General features: G+C 70.8%; 18 protein-coding genes and 1 pseudogene. 11 read left to right on the forward strand and 8 right to left on the reverse strand.

Features of this window, described 5'->3' with window-relative positions:
- Nucleotides 1-72: 72 nt before the first annotated feature.
- Nucleotides 73-804 (reverse strand): pyrimidine 5'-nucleotidase, encoded by a 732-nt coding sequence (locus HHL28_RS13745; RefSeq protein ID WP_075769818.1) that lies wholly within the window; start codon nt 802-804, stop codon nt 73-75.
- A 154-nt stretch (nt 805-958) separates the two neighbouring features.
- On the opposite strand from HHL28_RS13745, the gene HHL28_RS18780 reads away from it, so the two are divergent.
- The 4 genes from HHL28_RS18780 (at nt 959) to HHL28_RS13760 (ending at nt 4241) form a co-directional block, all read left to right on the forward strand.
- Nucleotides 959-1480 carry a hypothetical protein gene (locus HHL28_RS18780; protein ID WP_404325784.1) on the forward strand — a complete coding sequence of 174 codons (522 nt, stop codon included), beginning with the start codon at nt 959-961 and terminating at the stop codon, nt 1478-1480.
- Nucleotides 1381-2565, forward strand: a complete 1185-nt coding sequence (locus HHL28_RS13750; RefSeq protein WP_404325786.1) for a GGDEF domain-containing protein — start codon at nt 1381-1383, stop codon at nt 2563-2565. Before HHL28_RS18780 ends, HHL28_RS13750 begins: the two co-directional genes overlap by 100 nt.
- A 19-nt stretch (nt 2566-2584) precedes the next feature.
- Complete coding sequence (locus HHL28_RS13755) at nt 2585-3838, forward strand: DUF2336 domain-containing protein (protein ID WP_075769819.1); 1254 nt, start codon at nt 2585-2587, stop codon at nt 3836-3838.
- Between the two features lie 166 nt (nt 3839-4004).
- Nucleotides 4005-4241: a hypothetical protein gene (locus tag HHL28_RS13760; RefSeq protein WP_075769820.1), complete on the forward strand. Its 237-nt coding sequence runs from the start codon at nt 4005-4007 to the stop codon at nt 4239-4241.
- An 84-nt stretch (nt 4242-4325) separates the two neighbouring features.
- Here the strand turns inward: HHL28_RS13760 and HHL28_RS13765 are convergent, their stop codons facing one another.
- Complete coding sequence (locus HHL28_RS13765) at nt 4326-4484, reverse strand: hypothetical protein (RefSeq protein ID WP_169655293.1); 159 nt, start codon at nt 4482-4484, stop codon at nt 4326-4328.
- 282 nt (nt 4485-4766) lie between these two features.
- Entirely contained in the window at nt 4767-6062 is a 1296-nt protein-coding gene (gene aceA, locus HHL28_RS13770; protein WP_169655295.1) for an isocitrate lyase, read from the reverse strand.
- A gap of 268 nt (nt 6063-6330) precedes the next feature.
- On the opposite strand from aceA, the gene HHL28_RS13775 reads away from it, so the two are divergent.
- From HHL28_RS13775 to HHL28_RS13795, 5 genes are all read left to right on the forward strand, one after another.
- Complete coding sequence (locus HHL28_RS13775; RefSeq protein WP_075769821.1) at nt 6331-6654, forward strand: BrnT family toxin; 324 nt, start codon at nt 6331-6333, stop codon at nt 6652-6654.
- A gap of 99 nt (nt 6655-6753) precedes the next feature.
- Nucleotides 6754-6918 (forward strand): BrnA antitoxin family protein, encoded by a 165-nt coding sequence (locus tag HHL28_RS18785; protein WP_404325788.1) that lies wholly within the window; start codon nt 6754-6756, stop codon nt 6916-6918.
- Between the two features lie 140 nt (nt 6919-7058).
- Nucleotides 7059-8507, forward strand: coding sequence for a helix-turn-helix domain-containing protein (locus HHL28_RS13785; protein ID WP_075769823.1), 1449 nt, complete (start codon nt 7059-7061; stop codon nt 8505-8507).
- 109 nt (nt 8508-8616) lie between these two features.
- The gene (locus HHL28_RS13790; RefSeq protein ID WP_075769824.1) at nt 8617-9324 is read left to right on the forward strand and encodes an aspartyl/asparaginyl beta-hydroxylase domain-containing protein; all 708 of its coding nucleotides are present in this window, start codon (nt 8617-8619) and stop codon (nt 9322-9324) included.
- 62 nt (nt 9325-9386) lie between these two features.
- Entirely contained in the window at nt 9387-9698 is a 312-nt protein-coding gene (locus tag HHL28_RS13795; protein WP_075769825.1) for a hypothetical protein, read from the forward strand.
- On the opposite strand, the gene HHL28_RS13800 is transcribed toward HHL28_RS13795, so the two are convergent.
- Nucleotides 9699-10697 carry a site-specific tyrosine recombinase XerD gene (locus HHL28_RS13800; protein WP_075769826.1) on the reverse strand — a complete coding sequence of 333 codons (999 nt, stop codon included), beginning with the start codon at nt 10695-10697 and terminating at the stop codon, nt 9699-9701.
- 360 nt (nt 10698-11057) lie between these two features.
- Nucleotides 11058-12731 (reverse strand): hypothetical protein, encoded by a 1674-nt coding sequence (locus HHL28_RS13805; protein WP_169655297.1) that lies wholly within the window; start codon nt 12729-12731, stop codon nt 11058-11060.
- Nucleotides 12732-13055: 324 nt separating this feature from the next.
- Between HHL28_RS13805 and HHL28_RS13810 the strand changes: the two genes are divergently transcribed.
- Both HHL28_RS13810 and aroB read left to right on the forward strand, forming a co-directional pair.
- Entirely contained in the window at nt 13056-13637 is a 582-nt protein-coding gene (locus HHL28_RS13810) for a shikimate kinase (RefSeq protein ID WP_075769828.1), read from the forward strand.
- Nucleotides 13634-14761, forward strand: coding sequence for a 3-dehydroquinate synthase (aroB, locus tag HHL28_RS13815; RefSeq protein WP_075769829.1), 1128 nt, complete (start codon nt 13634-13636; stop codon nt 14759-14761). The genes HHL28_RS13810 and aroB overlap by 4 nt, the downstream gene beginning before the upstream one ends.
- Before the next feature lie 216 nt (nt 14762-14977).
- On the opposite strand, the gene hutH is transcribed toward aroB, so the two are convergent.
- The 3 genes and pseudogenes from hutH to hutU all read right to left on the reverse strand — a co-directional run bounded on the left by hutH (nt 14978) and on the right by hutU (nt 19332).
- The gene (gene hutH, locus HHL28_RS13820; RefSeq protein ID WP_075769830.1) at nt 14978-16504 is read right to left on the reverse strand and encodes a histidine ammonia-lyase; all 1527 of its coding nucleotides are present in this window, start codon (nt 16502-16504) and stop codon (nt 14978-14980) included.
- Nucleotides 16504-17429: pseudogene (hutG, locus tag HHL28_RS13825) on the reverse strand (N-formylglutamate deformylase). The gene hutH and the pseudogene hutG overlap by 1 nt, the downstream one beginning before the upstream one ends.
- Before the next feature lie 220 nt (nt 17430-17649).
- Entirely contained in the window at nt 17650-19332 is a 1683-nt protein-coding gene (gene hutU / locus HHL28_RS13830) for a urocanate hydratase (RefSeq protein WP_075769832.1), read from the reverse strand.
- Between the last annotated feature and the right edge of the window lie 143 nt (nt 19333-19475).

Consider the following 19475-nt stretch of genomic DNA (forward strand, 5'->3'; position numbering starts at 1 on the left):
GACCTCCGCTTCGTTGAACCGGCACGCCGTCGGGGGCGCACCAAGGGGTTCAACAGCGAAGGGAGTGGAAAATCACGCCCGTGGCCCGGCCAACCCGGTGGACAGGTCGCCCAGCCAGGCCTCCAGATCGTCCACCACATGGTGGATATGGTCGCCATGGCCGACGCCGCCCATGTCGGGGCGGCTCCAGTCCGCCTCGCTGCGGACCCAGACGGTGGTCATGCCCAGCGCCGCGGCGGGGACCAGGTTACGGGCGATGTCCTCCACCATCACGGCACGGGAGGGGTCCACCTCGAAGCGCCGCACGAATTCCGCATAGGGGCGCGGGTCGGGCTTGGGCACATAGTCGGCGGCGACGATGTCATAGATGCCGTCGAAGCGCGTGGCGATGCCCAGCCGGGCCAGGATGTTCTCCGCATGGCGGACGGAGCCGTTGGTATAGACCAGCTTGCGCCCGGGAAGGGCAGCCAGGGCCTGGTCCAGGGGTTCCGACGGGCCGATGGGCGTCACGTCGATGTCGTGGACATATTCCAGGAACGGCACCGGGTCCATGTCGTGTTCCAGCATCAGGCCGCGCAGCGAGGTGCCGTAGGTGCGGAAATAGGCCTTCTGCTTGGCCCGCGCCTCCTCGTAGCTCAGACCGAAGCGCTCGGCGATGAACTCCCCGATCCGGCGGTCCACCTGGGCGAACAGGTTGCAGTGGGCGGGATAGAGGGTGTTGTCCAGGTCGAAGACCCAGGCCTCCACATGGCGGAAGCTGTCGGGGTCGGTGGCCTCGGGGCCGGGCGTGGGGATGTGGCTCATGGGCTAAGGATGGGGCGTCGGGCCGCAACGGGCAAGGTCGCTGGACGACAGGCGACAAGCAGGATAGGACTTTGGGGTTAACCACAACCCATTGGAAGCCTTCTCCCGTGACGGCAGCCCCCCTTCCCCGGATGCGGACACCGGGCCCGGCCTGATGTCGGTGATGGCCGGCTGGCCCGGCCCCGCCTTGTGGCTGGACGCGGGCGGCCGCGTGTTGCAGGCCAACACGGACGCGCAAGGCCTGGCCCCCGGCTATGATGGCTGGCGGGAGGAGCTGGGCCGCTGGGTCGCCAGCGGCGGCCCGTTGGTGGAGGCCACCCATTCCGTGCTGCTGGAACCCCAGTGGGAAGCACCGGTGGTGGAGTTCACCGCCGTGCCCCTGGCCGACGGCGGGGTGCTGTGCCTGGGGCGCAACGTCACGCTGGAACGGCGCCTGCGCAACGTGCTGGCCGAGTCGCGCCAGCGCTACAAGGACTTGGTGGAGATTTCCAGCGACTTCGCCTGGGAGGTGGGGCCGGACGGGCTGTTCGCCTTCGTCTCCCCGGCGGGGCCATCGGCTATGCGGCGGAGGAGCTGGTGGGCAGCGACCCCAAGGCCCTGGTCCTGGCGGAGTTCGGGGATGAGGCCCTGCCCTTCGACACCCCCGTGCCCATCGAGCGGACGGAGGTCTGGCTGAAGGCCAAGGACGGCACCGCCGCCTGCCTGATCAGCAGTGCGGTCCCCCTGCTGGGGCCGGGCGGTGAGTGGCGGGGGGCCCGCGGCGCCTGCCGCAACATCACCGAGGCGCGGGTGAAGGGCATGGAGCTGGCCCGCATCCGGCTGCGGGAGAAGTACCTGGGCTATATCGTCAGCTCCACCCGCGACGACGTGGACCCGTCCCGCACGCTGGAGATCGCGGCCGGCGTGGCGGTGAACGCCACGGGGGCCCTGGGGGTGCGCCTGCATGCCCAGGCCGGCGACGCCTTCCCCCTGGCCGCGTCGCAGGGGGAGCTGGAGGGCAAGGCGGCTGATGTGGCCGACGCGCTGCTGCCCCAGGCCGCCGCCAGCGAGGGGCCGGTGTCGGCAGTGGCGGGCGACATGGCCCTGCTGGCCTGCCGCACCCTGTTCCGGCACGAGGTGAACGGCGCCCTGCTGGTCTGGCGGGCGGCGGACAAGCCCTGGGTGGGCGAGGATCTGGAGATGGTGCAGGCCATCGCCGACCATGTGGGCGTCACCGTGGCCCAGGCCCGCTACCAGGAGCGGCTGAAGACCCTGTCGGAACGGGACGGCCTGACCGGCCTGTACAATCGCCGCACCTTCTTCGAGAAGCTGGAGGTGCGGCTGTCCAAGCAGGTGGGCGGCGGCTCGGCGCTGCTGTATTTCGACCTGGACAACTTCAAGGCGGTGAACGACAAGCTCGGCCATACGGCGGGGGACGACGTGCTGAAGGCCGTCGGTTCCCTGCTGACCCGGCTGGCCCGGCCCGGCGACCTGCCCGGCCGGCTGGGCGGGGACGAGTTCGTGCTGTGGATCGAGCGGGTGGACGAGGCACAGGCCCTGGCCGTGGCCGACCGGCTGCTACGGGAGGCGGCGGAGTTCCTGCGGCCCCTGTCCGCCTCCCCCGACAAGCCCCTGGGCGTGTCGGTGGGCGTGGCGGTGCATGGCGGCGGCTCGGGTGAGCCGGTGAAGGGGTTGGTGGACCGCGGCGACCACGCCATGTACGCGGCCAAGCGCATGGGCAAGGGCCACCGGTCCCTGGCCCCCGCCTTCGGGGCCGAGTAGAAGACGGGATCAGGGCATCATGGGTTTCGGGATCGATTACGACACGGCCAAGAAGCTGGCGGCCAGCGAGGACGCGGCGGAACGGCGCTTCATCGCGTCCCGCGACGACACGCGGCCGGAGATCCTGTTCTACCTGGCCAACGACCAGAGCGCGGAGGTGCGGCGGGAGATCGCCCGCAACAACGCCACCCCGCGCCAAGCCGACATGCTGCTGGTCCAGGACCCGGACGAGGGCGTTCGCACCGGCCTGGCCGGCAAGATCGCCGCCCTGGTGCCGTCCCTGGGCGCCGACAAGGTGGGCCAGTTGGAGAAGATGGCCCTGGACATCCTGGAGGCCCTGGCCAAGGACCAGGCGGGGGCCGTCCGCCAGGTGCTGGCGGAGACGCTGAAGGACACGCCCAACGCCCCGCCGCACATCGTGCAGCAACTGGCCCGGGACCTGGAGCTGTCGGTCAGCGCCCCGGTGCTGCGGCACAGCCCGCTGCTGACCGATGACGACCTGCTGTCCATCATCGGCAGCCAGCCCCTGGATGGGAAGCTGGTGGCCATCGCCGAGCGGGCGGGGGTTTCCCATTCCGTCTCCGACGCCGTGGCCCGCACGGGCAGCGAGGCGGCGGTGGCGGCCCTGCTGGGCAACGCCTCCGCCCAGATCCGGGAGGAGACGCTGGACCGGATCATCGACATGGCCCCGCGGCATGAGCCCTGGCACGCCCCCCTGGTGCGGCGGCCCGCCCTGCCGGCCCAGGCCGCCGCCCGCATCGCCGGCTTCGTCAACGACCAGTTGGTGAAGGTGCTGGAAAGCCGCGCCGACCTGCCCCCGGAGGTGCGCGCCGCCGTGCGGGACGCCGTGAAGGCCCGCATCCCCGCCGCCGCCCCCCGCCCCGGCGGCGGGATCGAGACGGCGGAGGAGGAGGCGCCCAAGGAGCGGCCCCTGGACCGGGCGAAGAAGCTGCACGCCGAGGGCAAGCTGGATGAGGAGGCCATCGCCAGCGCCCTGACCCGCGGTGACCGGGGCCTGGTCATGGCGGCATTGGCCGTGCGCACCGGTTACCCGCTGGACGCGGTGGACAAGATCGTCGGCGGCCAGAGCCCCCGCGGCGTCACCGCCCTGTGCTGGAAGGCCAAGCTGTCCATGCGCTTCTGCCGGCAGGTCCAGCTCCGCCTGGCCGGCATCCCCCCCACCGGCGTGCTGAACGCCCGGGAAGGCACCCATTACCCCATGACCGACGCCGAGATGAAGTGGCAGTTGGAGTTCTTCGGGCTGAAGGGGTGATCGCGTAGGTCGGATTAGGAGCCGCGAGGCTCCGTAATCCGACGGTCTGCCCGCACCCGCACCACCCTGTCGGATTACGCGCCATCGGCGCTAATCCGACCTACGGCTTTCGGAACCCCCTTCCCCACCCCCTGTTGCCCAGGCGGATCGGCAATGGAGGAAGGCCATGGCGGAGCAGGCGAAGAAGGAAGACAAGCAGGGCGTGCTGCCCATCGACATCCCGCCGGCCCCGTCGGGCGCCGGGGCGCCGGGGGGTGACCCCATGGGCGGCGGGAATGCCGGGACCGGCCGGGCCGGGACGGGCATGGGCGCTTCCCGCGGGACGGGGCAGACCCCGCGCAACCGCACCAACGAGGGACCGGGCACCACCAAGACGGTGGGCGAGGATTCAGGACAGGCCTGAGGCAGCCCGGAGGCCGGATAACGAAACGGCGGCACCATGCCCGGTGCCGCCGTTGCAGTGTCTGGTGCGCCTGTCGGCGCGGCCTCAACCTTCCCATTCCACCATCACGGCAAAGCCCTGGGACTGGTAGACCATCCAGTGCCGTTCGGGGGCCGGGGTGTCCGGCGCGGCCAGCGGCGCCGGAAGGGGGGTGGAGACCAGGGACTCGGTGTCGAGCCCGTCGGGGCAGAGGTAGCCATCCATCGGGAACCTGCCTTCTTCCGTCGGACGCCGCCCATCCAGCGGGTACGGCTGTCCGGTGGAGAGAGAACCCGGCGATGGGGCGGCCGGACGGAACGGCGATCCTGCGCGCCGCACCTGCCCTTTCGGGCCCGGTCCCCGGGTTTCCGAACCCCCTTCAGCAGGGTCGGGAAGCCTGGGGGTCACCCCATCGCGGGTCGGGTGGGGGGCTGCGTCCTGCGCGCCGCCCCCCGGTTCCCCGGCCGTTCAGCCAGCCGGGGAAACTGAACGCACCTGACCGTCGGCTCAGTGGAACTGGTCGGTCTCGGTGCTGTCCTTCATGGCCGTCGTGGAGGAAGAGCCGCCGGAGATCGCCAGGCTGACCTGGTCGAAGTAGCCGGTGCCCACCTCACGCTGGTGCTTCACGGCGGTGAAGCCCTTGTCCACGGCGGCGAACTCACGCTGCTGCATCTCGGAGTAGGCGGCCATGCCGCGCTCCTTGTAGCCCTTCGCCAGCTCGAAGGTGGCCAGGTTCAGGCTGTGGAAGCCCGCCAGGGTGACGAACTGGTACTTGTAGCCCATGGCGCCCAGCTCGGCCTGGTACTTGGCGATGGTCGCGTCGTCCAGGTTGGCCTTCCAGTTGAAGGAGGGCGAGCAGTTGTAGGCCAGCATCTTGCCCGGGTAGACCTTGTGCACCGCCTCGGCGAAGCGGCGGGCGTCGTCCAGGTTCGGCTTGGACGTCTCCCACCACATCAGGTCGGAGTAGGGGGCGTATTCCAGGGCGCGGGCGATGCAGTAGTCGACGCCGACGCCCTTCTTGATCCGGAAGAAGCCCTCGGGCGTGCGGTCGTTGCGGTCGATGAAGGGGTGGTCCCGCTCATCGATGTCGCTGGTGATCAGCTGCGCGCTCTCCGCGTCGGTGCGGGCCACCACCAGGGTGCTGGTGCCGCAGACGTCGGCGGCCAGGCGGGCCGCGTTCAGGGTGCGGATGAACTGCTGGATGGGGATCAGCACCTTGCCGCCCAGGTGGCCGCACTTCTTCTCGGAGGCCAGCTGGTCCTCGAAGTGCACCGCGGCGGCGCCGGCCTCGATCATGGCCTTCATCAGCTCGAAGGCGTTCAGCGGGCCGCCGAAGCCGGCCTCCGCGTCGGCGATGATGGGGGCGAACCAGTAGGTGTCACCCTTGCCCTCGGCCGTCTGGATCTGGTCGGCGCGCTGGAAGGCGTTGTTGATGCGCTTCACCACGGCGGGGACGGAGTTGGCCGGGTACAGGGACTGGTCCGGGTACATCTGGCCCGCCAGGTTGGCGTCGGCCGCCACCTGCCAGCCGGACAGGTAGATGGCCTCCAGGCCGGCCTTCACGTGTTGCAGGGCCTGGTTGCCGGTGAAGGCGCCCAGCGTGTGCACGTAGGGGCGGGTGTGCAGCAGCTCCCACAGGCGGCGGGCGCCCATCTCGGCCAGGGTGTACTCGATCTTCACGGAGCCGGACAGCTTGCGCACGTCCTCGGCGGTGAAGTCGCGGCGGATGCCCTCATAACGCTTGGCGTGGATCGCCTCACGGTCGGTGGCGCTGAGGGAGATGCCGTTGTCGAGCGGGGCCATGGTGGTAACTCCTTCCCAAAACTCAGTCCGGCGCTGCTTGGTCGTTTACAACCACCCGGTCGGCGGCGTTTGGTGCAGCGCACACAGGTAGACAATGCGCAAGGCGGGCCCTTGGTTCAACAGGGCACCACCAGAAAAAGGGTCAGCTTGTCACACGCTGTAATGGCCTTGCTTGTCATGCTGTAAAGTTTGTAAATTCACCGTTGGGGGAAGATCACAGGGCGGACGATTTTCTGTACATACAAAAAATATGGCCGGAGGGGGCGGCATGGCGTATGAATGGGATGAGGCCAAGCGCCAGGCGAACCTGGCCAAGCACGGCGTGGACTTCGCCTTGGCAGCGGACCTGGAGTGGAACACGGCGCTGACTGTGCCGGATACCCGCTTCGGCTATGGCGAGGAGCGAAACACGACGTTCGGCTTCATCAGGGACCGTCTTTACGCCTTGGTCTGGACGCCGCGGGCTGACGGGGTGGTCCGGATCATCAGCCTGAGGAAGGCCAACCGACGGGAGGTCAGGATCTATGGATGGGCAAACGAGCAAGGACGTCTTGCGGGCACGGATCCAGCAGGCCCTGGAAGCCATCACTGACGAGGAGGAGGCGGCCATCAACGCCGGGATCGTCGCCGACCCCGACAACCCGGAGCTGACGGAGGAGGACTTCGCCCGCATGCGCCCCATGCGGAGGTCATGCGGGAGGTCGAGGCCCGCCGCCGCGGCCGCCCCCGGCAGGACCAAGTGAAGGAGTCCGTCACCATGCGGGTGGACGCCGACGTGCTGGAGGCTTGGCGCGCCACGGGGCCCGGCTGGCAAAGCCGGATGAACGAGACGCTGCGCCGCGCCATCGGTCTGTGAGCCGATACCGGGTAGCCAGGAAAGGCACCCAAGGCCGGCGACCGCCGGCCCGCGGGCCCGTGCCCGCGCAAGCCAAGGGCGCGGATGCGCCCGCGAGCCTGCCCCGGCCCCGAGCCGGGGGCGCCTGAGGGAACGTGAAGATGTCCGAAAAGAAGGCCATGCTCGGCCACAAGGTCCGGCGGTTGCGCCGGGACCTGAAGATGACCCAGGCGCAGATGGCGGAGGAGATCGGCATCTCCCCCAGCTACCTGAACCTGATCGAGGCGAACCAGCGCCCCCTGACGGTGCCGCTGCTGCTGAAGATCGCCGGCGTCTATGGCATCGACCTGGCCAGCTTCGCGGAGGATGACGAGACGCGGCTGGTGGCGAACCTGCGGGAGGTGTTCGCCGACCCGCTGTTCGAGACCGGCGACATCAAGAACCAGGACATGAAGGAACTGGCCGCCGTGGCCCCCACCCTGGGGCAGGCGGTGGTGCAACTCTACCGCGCCTACCGGGAGGCGCGGGAGGACCTTGGCGCGCTGGCGGAGAGCGTGGCCGACGGCGGCAGCCTGCAGGCCAACACGGCCGGGGTCCAGGCCTTCCCGCAGGAGGATGTGGGGGAATTCTTCCAGTCCCACCAGAACCACTTCCCCGACGTGGAGACGGTGGCTGAATCCTTGTGGATCGATGGCGACCTGGATTCGGGTGACCTGTATGGCAGCCTGGCCGCCCACCTGAAGCGGGCGCACGGCGTGTCGGTGAAGCTGATGCCGTCGGAGGTGATCGGCCAGGCGGTGCGCCGCTATGACCGGCACTCCAAGCGGGTGCTGATCTCGGAGATGCTGCCGCCGTCCGGCCGGGCCTTCCACCTGGCCGCCCAGATCGGCCTGTTGAAGCACCGGGAAATGCTGGAGGCCCAGGTGGCCCAGGGCCATTTCGCCAGCGAGGAGGCACGGCGGCTGGCGTTGATCGGCCTGTCCAGCTACTTCGCCGGCGCCGTGATGATGCCCTATGGCCGGTTCATCCAGGCGGCCCGCGCCCTGCGCTATGACGTGGAGGTGCTGATGGGCCGCTTCGTCGCCAGCTTCGAGCAGGTCTGCCACCGGCTGACGACCTTGCAGCGGCCGGGGGCGAAGGGCGTGCCCTTCTTCTTCCTGCGCATCGACCATGCCGGCAACATCTCGAAACGGTTCAGCGCGGCGCCCGGCTTCCACTTCGCCCGGTTCGGCGGGGCCTGCCCGCGCTGGACCATCCACGACGCCTTCCGCCTGCCCGGCGCCATCCAGACCCAGCTGGCGCAACTGCCCGACGGCAGCACCTATTTCTCCATCGCCCGGCGCATCGTGAAGCCGGGCGGCGGCTGGCGGAATCCGGCGCGGCAGTTCGCCATCGCCTTGGGCACTGACATCGCCCATGCGGGGCAGCTGGTCTATGCCGACGGCATCGACCTGTCCAACCTGGCCGCGGCCACGCCCATCGGCATGAACTGCCGCATCTGCCCCCGGCTGGACTGCACCCAGCGGGCCTTCCCGCCCCTGAACCACCGGCTGGCCGTGGATGAGAACATCCGCGGCATCACCAGCTATGTGGGCGTCGGCGTGACGTGAGTCCCGCCGCCAGAAGTCCCTTTACCGCCCCCGACCGGATCATCTACCTACAAGGTCATAGGCCATAGGCCCGCATCGGTAGCGGCGAACGGCAGGACGGGGGGCTGGGATGACCGGACAGGGCGTGACGGGCACGGGGGAAACGACCCTCCTGCCTTGGGAGCAGGTGACCGTCGGCTGCGGCCTGACCCTGCACGCGCCCGCCACCCTGCGCCTGGACCCCGCCCGGCTGAAGGCGGAGTTCGCCGCCCTGGACGCGGCCATCCCGGATAGGGCGCGCACCCATTATGGCGCCCAGGCCGGCACCGGCTGGACCGCCATCCCTTTGGCCCTGCCCGCCCGGCAACCGGGGCGGGGGCTGGAGCTGCTCCCGGCCCTGGACCACATGCCCCTGGTCCGGGACCTGTTGGGCACGCCCGGCTGGGCGGTGCGGAGCGCCAACCTGCTCCGCCAGCCGGCAAGGGGCTGCCTGGCTTGGCACTATGACAACGAGGCCCTGCACCTGGATTGCGTGCGCCTGCTGGTGCCGATCCACGCCCCTGCCGGCGCCACCACCCGCATCGGCCATGAGCGCGCGGCCTATGCCGAGGGCCAAGCCTGGACCGGGGACTTCAGCTTCCCCCACCAGGTGGAAAACGCCACGCCCGCCGACCGGGTGGTGCTGGCCGTGGACATGGCCTCCACCCCCACCCTGCGCGCCCTGTTCCCGCCCGCCCTGTCAGCGGAGGTCGACAGGCGCCGCGCCCTTGCGGCGGAAGCGGTGAACAGCCTGCTGGGCTGGTGGGCGGCGGGCAACCGCAGCCCCGGGCAGGCCTGACCCGCGACGCCCGCTGCCCCCGCCTGTTGCCCCGGCATCCACCGGAACCAGGCGGAGGCCCCATGGCCCAGATCAAGCATCCCCAGCACGACCAGAGCGTGACCCCGCAGACGGAGGGTGGCGACCACCCCAGGGAGACGGACGCCAAGAACTACGACCGGACCCTGCCCCGCCAGTCCGGGGAGCCCATCGGCAAGGACGCCAGCCGGGAACCGGGTGAGCGCAAGGGGTTCGGCAAGCATATCGACAGCCCCGACGTGCCCCGCGGCCCGGATGACCTGGACCGCAATCCGTCCATCGGCTCCTCCAAGGGCACCAGCCAGGGCGGGGACGCCCGGGGCGACGTGGAGGATGAGGGCAGCACCAACCCCTGATCAGCCCTTCCGCTTCGCCAACGGGTGGTGCGCCTGGACGGTCTGTTTCAGGCGCCCCTCCACCACATGGGTGTAGATCTGGGTCGTGCCGATGTCGGCATGGCCCAGCATCTTCTGCACGCTGCGCAGGTCGGCGCCGTGGTCCAGCAGGTGGGTGGCGAAGCAGTGGCGCAGCACGTGGGGGCTGACCTTGGCCGGGTCCAGGTTGGCCTCCAGCGCCAGTTCCTTCAGCAATTGGCCGAGTCGCTGGCGGGTCAGCACGCCGCTGCCGCTGCGGGACGGGAACAGGTAGGCCTGCTGCTTGGCCTCCCGCCCCTTGACCATGAAATAGGGCCGGTCGGGCAGATAGGCGGCCAAGGCGTCGCGGGCCGGCTGGGACAGGGGCACCAACCGCTCCTTCCCGCCCTTGCCCTTCACCAGCAGGGCGCGGGCATCGCGGGTCAGCGCCTTGGTCGGCAGGCCCACCAGTTCCGACACGCGCAGGCCCGAGGCATAGAGGATTTCCAGCAGGGCCGTCAGCCGCCGCCCCTCCGGCCCGCCGCGGTCCGCCGCCACGGCCAGCATGGCGCCCACGTCCGCCTCGGTCAGGATCTTGGGCAGGGACCGGCCCTGCTTGGGGGTGTCCAGGACCGATGACGGGTCCTCTGCCCGGCCGTTCTCGCTGACCAGGAACTTGTAGTACTGGCGCAGGGCCGACAGCCGCCGCGCCACCGTGCGCACCGCCGCCTTTTCCTTCACCCCGCCGGCGGAGAGGTGGTCCAGGTAGGCGCGGAGGTCGTCGCTGGAGGCCTGGTCAAGGGCCGTGCCGCCCCGCTGCGCCTTCAGGAAGGCGGCCACGTCCAGCAGGTCGCGCTTGTAGGCGTCCTTGGTGTTGGCCGCGGCCCCCCGCTCCGCCACCAGCATGTCCAGGAAGGCATCCACGAAGGGGGGCAGGGGGGCGGGGGGCTTCCGGGGACGGCCGGGGCGGGCGGCCTTGGCGGGTTTGTCGAGGGTGGTCATGGCGGGGGCTTGCCCCTCAACCGGCCCGCGAGCGGGCCGACCCCGGACGCGATCCCATGAGCGCTAAGTTCGGGCCAGAATACGCCTTTTCTGTCTCCCCTGCGAAAGCAGGGACCCACAGTTCTTCGACTACAGTGCCGTGGTTGACCGGGTCAAAAACCGTGGGCCCCTGCTTTCGCAGGGGAGACGGTTGTACCGGCTGGACGCGTATTGCTACCATCTTAGCGCTCATCGGACCCGATCCGGGGTCGGGCGCCAGCGCCCGGGTGAGGGGGTCGGCATACCCGTCCTCACCCCCCAACATCCCGGCGAGCGCCTCCACTGCCACCTGGCGCCCCTCGGCGGACAGGCCGGCGGCGTTCAGCAGGGACAGGGCGTCGGCCAGGGTGGCGGGGTCCTGCAACCCGGCCTCCGACAGCAGGGACAGGGCGCGTAGGGCGGCCTCCCCCTTGCCGGTGGGGGCGGGCGCGATCCCCGGCCGCCGGGGTTGCCGGCGGCGGAGAGGACCAGCAGCACGTTGTCCGCCAGGTCCCGTGCCGCGGCCGGATCCTTGCCCAGGTCGCGGACCCAGGGGCCCATGTCCACCTCTCCCTCCCGCACGATGCCTTGGGCCGCGGCCAGGGGCCACAGCCGGGCATAGGCGCCGGAATCCTTGCCGGCACGGAAATCGTCGCGGGACAGGGCCACCCAGGGGCGGGAGCGGTCGGCTTCCCCCTGCAACAGCAGCAGGCGGGCGATGTGGGGCGCCACCACGGCGAAGCCCGGCGTGGGCTGCATCACCCCCACCTCCGCCGCCAGCAGGGCGCCGAAGGGGCCGGACAGCAGGCCGGGGCCGGAGGATTGCACCGCCGCCTTCAGCAGCCCGGCCTTGGCGGCGGCCGACGGCTCCGCCCGCAGGGCGCGGACCAGCTGGGCGCGGTACAGCGGGTTGGGCTTGCGCCCCGGGGCCAGCAAGGCCTTGGCGTCCGCCGGCTCCACCTGCTCATACAGCTTCAGCAGGCCGTCCTTGTCGATGGCCCCCCAGAGGGCCGCCTGCTCCGCCGCGGCGAGGCGGACAGCCATGGGGCTGGCGGAGCGCACGAGGCCCAGGGCATGGGCGGGGCTGAGCACCTTCACGTCCGCCGGCAGGGCGCGCCCGCTGGCGATGGCCAGGGCGAGTTGGGGCGGCGTGGGTTCCGTCACCCCCTTGATGGGGGCCTTCTGGCCGGCGGCCGCGGCCTCCGCCAGGCGGAAGAAGGTGTCGTCCTTGTCCCCCTGCTCCCGCAGCAGATCGATGCCCAGGGTGGCGGCATCGGCCTGGCCGCCCTGCACCTGGCAGGCGATCTGGTATTTCTGCCAGGTGGGGTGCTTGAACCGGGCCAGCAGCACGGCGGCCTGGGCGCAGGCGGTCTCCCCGCCGGACAGCAGCTCCAGCGCCATCCAGGCCAGGGCGCCGTCCTCATCCTCCAGGGCCGGCGGGGCGGTCTGGGCCAGGGCGTCGGCGTCCCTCGGCTCTCCCAGCAGGGCCAGCTTCTCCAGCCGCAGGCCGGCCAGGTTGCGGGGGCCCGGCTCCCCCTCCGGCGCGTCGGCCGCGGTCAGCAGCACCTTGCGGGCGATGGCGCGGAGGGAGCCGGACGGCAGGGGTGCCGGCAGTTCCGCCAGCAGCCGCTCCACCTCTGCCCGCGGCGTGCCGGACCAGAGGTCGGCGGGCAGGCCGCCGTTGCTGGCGTCCAGCGGCCCGGCCATCTGCGGGTCCAGGGCCTTCAGCTCCTGCACCTCCACGCCGGACGGGCCGAGCCTGGGCTGTTCCGGCCGGACCAGCCGGTCCTGGAGCGGGTCGCCCAGGGGCACGGCCTCCACCCCGCCGGGGGCCGGCAGCGACTCGCCGCGCGGCGCCTCGGCACCCGGTTGCGGGCCCAGGGGGATGGGCGCGTTGCCCTGGCCCTGCGGCGTCAGGGGGATGGGCTGGGCCAGGGCGGCGGGGGCGGCACCCAGCAACAGGGCGGCCAGAAGGGCGGCGCGCACCGGGGCGGGCCGGTCAGCCGAAGCGGTCATTCGGGATCACCCGCTGTACGGGTTCCGTCGGGGCGGGCATGTCCCAGGTGGCCAGGAAGGCCACGCCCCCACCAGGACGATCAGCACCAGCAGGAACAGGATCTGGACAAGCTTGCTCATGAACGACCGGACCGCACGCGGGAAGGGCCGGCGCGCCCTGCGCGGGACGGGCGGGGCCGGCATGACATCGGGGGCTGGGACAGGATGCGTCCGCCGTGCTATGGGAAACGCACGATGCTGTCCCTGACCCACACTATCCTAACGCCCGCACCCCCGGCTGGCAATCTTGCCCCCGGGCGGGCTTAAGACTTCTGGGAAGCCAAAATGGCACCATCCCAGGCCCATGCCCACATCCCCTTCGTCCCGCCGCGCACCGTGGTGCTGATCGGCCTGATGGGGGCCGGCAAGACCAGCATCGGCAAGCGGCTGGCCACGCGGCTGCACCTGCCCTTCGTCGATGCCGACCATGAGATCGAGCGCGCGGCCGGCTGCACCATCCAGGAAATCTTCGACCGGTACGGGGAAGCGGGATTCCGCGACGGGGAGCGGCGGGTGATCGCCCGGCTGCTGGACCAGCCGGTGCAGGTGCTGTCCACCGGCGGCGGCGCCTTCATGGACCCCATCACCCGCGCCCTGATCCGGGACAAGGGCCTGTCCGTCTGGCTGCGGGCGGACCTGGACCTGCTGGTGCACCGCACCGCGCGGCGCGACCACCGCCCCCTGCTGCGCCAGGGCGACCCGCGGGAGGTGCTGCGCAGCCTGATGGAGAAGCGCTATCCCGTCTATGCCGAGGCGGACCTGACCGTGGACAGCGACGACAGCCCGCCCGACGTGACCACCGACCGGGTGGTGGCGGCCCTGCGCGACCACCTGACCCCGCCTGACGCCCGGAGGGCGAGCCCATGAGTTCCACGAGCGTCCGCGTCGCCCTGGGCGACCGCGGCTATGACATCCTGATCGGCCCGGGGCTGGTGGCCGACGCCGGCCGGCATGTCGCCGAGCGGCTGCCCGGCCGGCCCCTGGTGGTGCTGACCGACAGCACCGTGGCGGGGCTGCACCTGGACCCGCTGATGGCGTCCCTGCGGGCCTCCGGCGCCAAGGTGCTGGACCCCATCATCGTGCCCTCAGGCGAAGCGTCCAAGGACATGGGCACCCTGGCCGGCGTGCTGGACGATCTCTTATCCCGCGGGATCGAGCGCAAGACCGTGCTGGTGGCGCTGGGGGGCGGCGTGGTCGGCGACCTTGGCGGGTTCGCGGCGGCGGTGGCCCTGCGCGGGCTGGACTTCGTGCAGGTGCCCACCACCCTGCTGGCCCAGGTGGACAGCTCCGTCGGCGGCAAGACGGGGGTCAACTCCAGGCACGGCAAGAACCTGATCGGCGCCTTCCACCAGCCGCGGCTGGTCCTGGCCGACACCGGCGTGTTGGACACCCTGCCCCGGCGGGAGCTGCTGGCCGGCTATGCGGAGGTGGTGAAATACGGGCTGATCGACCGGCCGGACTTCTTCACCTGGCTGGAGGCGAACGGGGAGAAGCTGCTGGCCGGCGACCCAGGGTTACGGGCCGAGGCGATCCGGGTGAGCTGCGAGGCCAAGGCCGCCGTGGTGGCGGCGGACGAGAAGGAATCCGGCCTGCGCGAGCTGCTGAACCTCGGCCACACCTTCGGCCACGCGCTGGAGGCGGAGGCCGGCTATGGCACCGCCCTGCTGCATGGGGAGGCGGTTTCCATCGGCATGGTCATGGCCTTCGACCTGTCGGTGAAGCTGGGCCTCTGCCCAGCGGGGGACGCCGCCCGCCTGCGCGCGCACCTGTCCAGCGTCGGCCTGCCGGTCACCGCCGCCCACCTGCCGGCCCTGGTGCCCGGTGGGGATTGGTCGCCCGGGAACCTGATGGCCCACATGGGTAAGGACAAAAAGGTGAAGGACGGCACCATCACCTTCATCCTGGCCCGTGGAATCGGCCAGAGCTTCCGCCAGGCGGGGGTGGGGATGGACGGGGTGGGGGAGGTGTTGCGGGGGTCGTTGGGGACATAAGTCCCCTCTCCCTGGGGAGAGGGTGGCGAGCGCAGCGAGCCGGGTGAGAGCCTGCCCCCGCGGAGGCGGGGGGAGGTGGGCGTAGGGACCGACCGTTGGCCTGCTCCCGGCACCCCCTCACCCCAACCCTCTCCCCGGCGGGGAGAGGGGGAGGTTTCGCTGCTCCCGTCTCCCTCACCCGGCCCTTCGGGCCACCCTCTCCCCAGGGAGAGGGAACTACACCCACGCCCCCACCCCCGCGCCCACGGCCCCGATCCTCACCAACTCCTTCGCCGCGGCCAGGTCGGGGGCGAAGAACCGGTCCTTGTCCCAGAACGGCACCTGGGAGCGCAGCAGGCCGTGCGCCTCCTCGATCCGATCGGCGGACTTCAGCGGGCGGTGGAAGTCCAGCCCCTGGGCGGCCTCCAGCAGCTCCACCGCCACGATGCCGGCGGCGTTGTCGGCCATGTCCAGCAGCCGCCGGGCGGCCCAGGTGGCCATGCTGACATGGTCCTCCTGGTTGGCGCTGGTCGGGATGCTGTCCACGCTGGCCGGGTGGGCCAAGCCCTTGTTCTCGCTGGCCAGGGCCGCGGCGGTGACCTGGGCGATCATGAAGCCGCTGTTGACGCCGCCGTTCGCCACCAGGAAGGCGGGCAGGCCGCCATTGTGGTTGGGGTCCACCAGCATGGCGCTGCGCCGCTCCGACAGGTTGCCTACCTCAGCCAGGGCAATGGCGACTTGGTCGGCGGCGAAGGCCACCGGCTCCGCATGGAAGTTGCCGCCGGACAGGATCGCCTGGTCGTCGCCGAAGACCAGCGGGTTGTCGGTGACGGCGTTCGCCTCGATGGACAGGGTGTGGGCCGCCATGCGCAGCTGGTCCAGGCAGGCGCCCATCACCTGGGGCTGGCAGCGCAGGCAATAGGGGTCCTGCACCCGGCTGCAATTGACATGGCTTTCCCGGATGGCGCTGCCCGCCAACAGCCGGCGGTAAGCGGCGGCCACGTCCATCTGGCCCTGGTGGCCGCGGATCTCATGGATGCGGGCATCAAACGGCGTGTCGCTGCCCCGGGCGGCGTCCACGCTCATGGCCCCGGCCAGGATGGCGGCGTCGAACACCGTCTCCGCCGCGAACAGGCCGGCCAGCGCCAGGGCCGTGCTGACCTGGGTGCCGTTCAGCAGGGCCAGGCCCTCCTTCGGCCCCAGCTCCAGCGGGGCCAGGCCGGCGATGGCCAGACCCTCGGCGGCCGGCAGCACCTTGCCCTGGTGCCGTACCTCCCCCACCCCCAGCAGCGGCGCCACGAGGTGGGCCAGGGGGGCCAGGTCGCCCGACGCACCGACGGAGCCCTTGGACGGGATGCAGGGATAGACCTGCGCGTTCACCAGCGCCACCAGCGCCAGGATCGCCCCATCGCGCACGCCGCTGTAGCCCCGCAGCAGGCTGGCCGCCTTCAGCACCAGCACCAGCCGCACCACCGCGTCGTCCAGCAGGGGCCCGGTGCCGGTGGCGTGGCTCAGCACCAGGTTGCGTTGCAGCTCCGCCAACTGGTCGGCGCCGATGCGGGTCTTGGCCAGCAGGCCGAAGCCAGTGTTGATGCCATAGGCGGTGCGGCCCTGGGCGACCAGCGCCTCCACCACGCTCGCGGAGGCCGCCGCCTTGGCCAGGTCGGCCCGGGCGATGTCCAGCCGCACCGGCCCCGCCAGCACGCGGCGGAGGTCGTCCAGGGTCAGGCTGCCGGGGGTCAGGCGCAGGGGGGCTGCGGTCATCATGCGGGCTCCAGGAAGCGGGCTGATTCGGTGGTGAAGGCGTGGACCATGGCGCGCAGGCAGGGGCGCAAGGTCGCACAGCGGGCGGGGTCCAGGGCGGCGGGCAGGCCGTCGGCCAGGTGGGTGGCCTGGGACAGCTCCAGTTGCAGGGCGAAGACCCGCTGGTCGGGGCGGCCATAATGCCGGGTGATGTGCCCGCCCTTGAACCGCCCGTCCAGCACCCGCGTGAAGGCGGGGAACGCCTCCGCCGCTTGTAAGACAGCCTGCGCCACGGCGGGGGGCAGGACTGGCCGCCATTGCTGCCCAAATTCAGGTCGGGCAACCGCCCCTCGAACAGCCGGGGCAATTCGGGGGCGATGGAGTGGGCGTCCCACAGCAGGGCATAGCCGTGCCGGGCCTTCAGCCGCTCCAGCTCGGCGGAGAGCTGGGTGTGGTAGGGGGCCCAGACCGTGTCGCGGTGCTGGTCCCTCTCACCTTGCGTCAGCGGGGTCTGCCAGACCGGCTCCCCCGTGAACGTCTTCGCCGGGAACAGGCCGGTGGTGGTCTGGCCGGGGTAGAGGCTTTCGTCCGTCGCCGGCCGGTTAAGGTCCACCACGTAGCGGCTGTAATGCGCCACGAGGGTGCTGGCGCCCAGGTCGGTGAGGAAGTCGTAGAGGTCCGGCAGCAGCCAGTCCGTGTCCGGCAGGTCCTTGGCCGCTGGCGTCAGCCTTTGGGCCAACCCCGGCAGCAGGTCCGTGCCGACGTGGGGGAAGGAGACCAGGAGGGGGATGCGGCCTTGGGTGAGGGTGAAGGGGGTGGTCATGGTTGGGCCTGGCGGAAGGATTTGGACACGGATGAACGGGGATATGATTTGGGATTGGCGCGGATAGGCAAGGCGCTGGCGACGACGTCGGGCCAGGTCGGGTAAGTGGCGCCTATAGAACATTCACGAACACGCACAATACACTCACGAACACACACAGGACTCATTGCGGCTACGCCGCATTCAGGCAGCGCCGGAGGCATTTTATTTTTGTGAATGTTCGTGCGTGTTTGGTGCGTGTCCGTGAATGTCCCCAAACTTCCCCCTCCCCATCTGCACACCATCCGGGTCAATCCGGCCATCATCCGCGTTCATCCGTGTCCCCTGGCCCAACACCACGGGCTCACCCCAGCATCGGCATGTCCACGCCCAGCCGCTTGGCGCAGTCCACCGCGTCCTCGTAGCCGGCGTCGGCGTGGCGCATCACGCCGGTGGCGGGGTCGTTCCACAGGGTGCGTTCCAGGCGGCGGGCGGCGTCGGCTGTCCCGTCGCACAGGATCACCATGCCGCTGTGCTGGCTGAAACCCATGCCCACGCCGCCGCCATGGTGCAAGGATACCCAGGTGGCCCCCGACGCGCAGTTCAGCAGGGCGTTCAGCAGGGGCCAGTCGGACACGGCATCGGAGCCGTCCTTCATCGCCTCCGTCTCCCGGTTCGGGCTGGCGACGCTGCCGCTGTCCAGATGGTCGCGGCCGATGACCACGGGCCCGATCTCCCCCCGCGCCACCATCTCGTTGAAGGCCAGGCCGATGCGGTGCCGGTCGCCCAGGCCCAGCCAGCAGATGCGGGCGGGCAGGCCCTGGAAGGATATCCTCTCCCGCGCCATGTCCAGCCAGCGGTGCAGGTGCCGGTCGTGGGGCATCAGCTCCTTGACCTTCTCGTCCGTCTTGCGGATGTCGTCCGGGTCGCCGGACAGGGCGGCCCAGCGGAACGGGCCTTTTCCTAAGCAGAACAGCGGCCGGATATAGGCCGGGACGAAGCCGGGGAAGGCGAAGGCATCCGCCAGCCCCTCCTCTTTCGCCACCTGGCGGATGTTGTTGCCATAGTCCAGGGTCGGCACGCCGAGCCGGAAGAAGTCCAGCATGGCCTGGACATGGGTCACCATGCTCCGCCGCGCCGCGGCCTCCACCGCCTTCGGGTCCCGCTCCCGCTTTTCCAGCCACTCCGCCACCGTCCAGCCGGCGGGCAGATAGCCGTTGATGGGGTCGTGGGCGCTGGTCTGGTCGGTCACCGCGTCCGGCGTGGCGCGCCTGTCGCCGGCCTTGGCGCGGCGGGCCAACTCCGGGAACACCTCCGCCGCGTTGCCCAGCAGGCCGACGGAGACGGGTTTACCGCTCAACCGCGCCTCTTCCATCCAGTCCAGGGCCTGCTCCAGGCTGTCGGTCTGCCGGTCCAGGTAGCGGGTCTCCAGCCGCCGCTCGATCCGGCTGGGCTGGCACTCCACCGCCAGGCAGCTCGCACCCGCCATGGTGGCGGCCAGCGGCTGGGCCCCGCCCATGCCGCCCAGCCCGCCGGTCAGGATCCATTTGCCGGTCAGGTCGCCGCCATAATGCTTCTGCCCCACGGCGACGAAGGTCTCGTACGTGCCCTGCACGATGCCTTGGGTGCCGATATAGATCCAGGACCCGGCCGTCATCTGGCCGTACATCATCAGCCCCAGCCGGTCCAGCTCATGGAACTTGTCCCAGCTCGCCCAGTGGGGGACCAGGTTGGAATTGGCGATCAGCACACGGGGCGCATCCTTGTGCGTCCGGAACACGCCCACCGGCTTGCCCGACTGCACCAGCAGGGTCTGGTCATCCTCCAGCCGCTTCAGCGTGTCCACGATGCGGTCGAAGCTTTCCCAATCCCGCGCCGCCCGGCCGATGCCGCCATAGACCACCAGCGCTTCCGGGTTCTCCGCCACCTCCGGGTCCAGGTTGTTCATCAGCATGCGCAAGGGCGCCTCGGTGGCCCAGGACTTGGCCGTGAGGGTCAGGCCGCGGGGGCTGCGGATGATGCGGGTGTTGTCGCGGCGGGTGGGCATGTCTCAAGGGCTCCGGATTATCCTGTTCCCTCTCCCTGGGGAGAGGGTCCGCCGAAGGCGGGGGTGAGGGGGACGGGTTCATCGAAACGGTGCGGTTCGCGTGGGTCCCTACGCCCACCTCCCTCACCCGGCGCTATCGCGCC

Origin of the sequence: Aerophototrophica crusticola, from assembly GCF_012913305.1 — a bacterium.
GTDB lineage: Bacteria > Pseudomonadota > Alphaproteobacteria > Azospirillales > Azospirillaceae > Niveispirillum > Niveispirillum crusticola.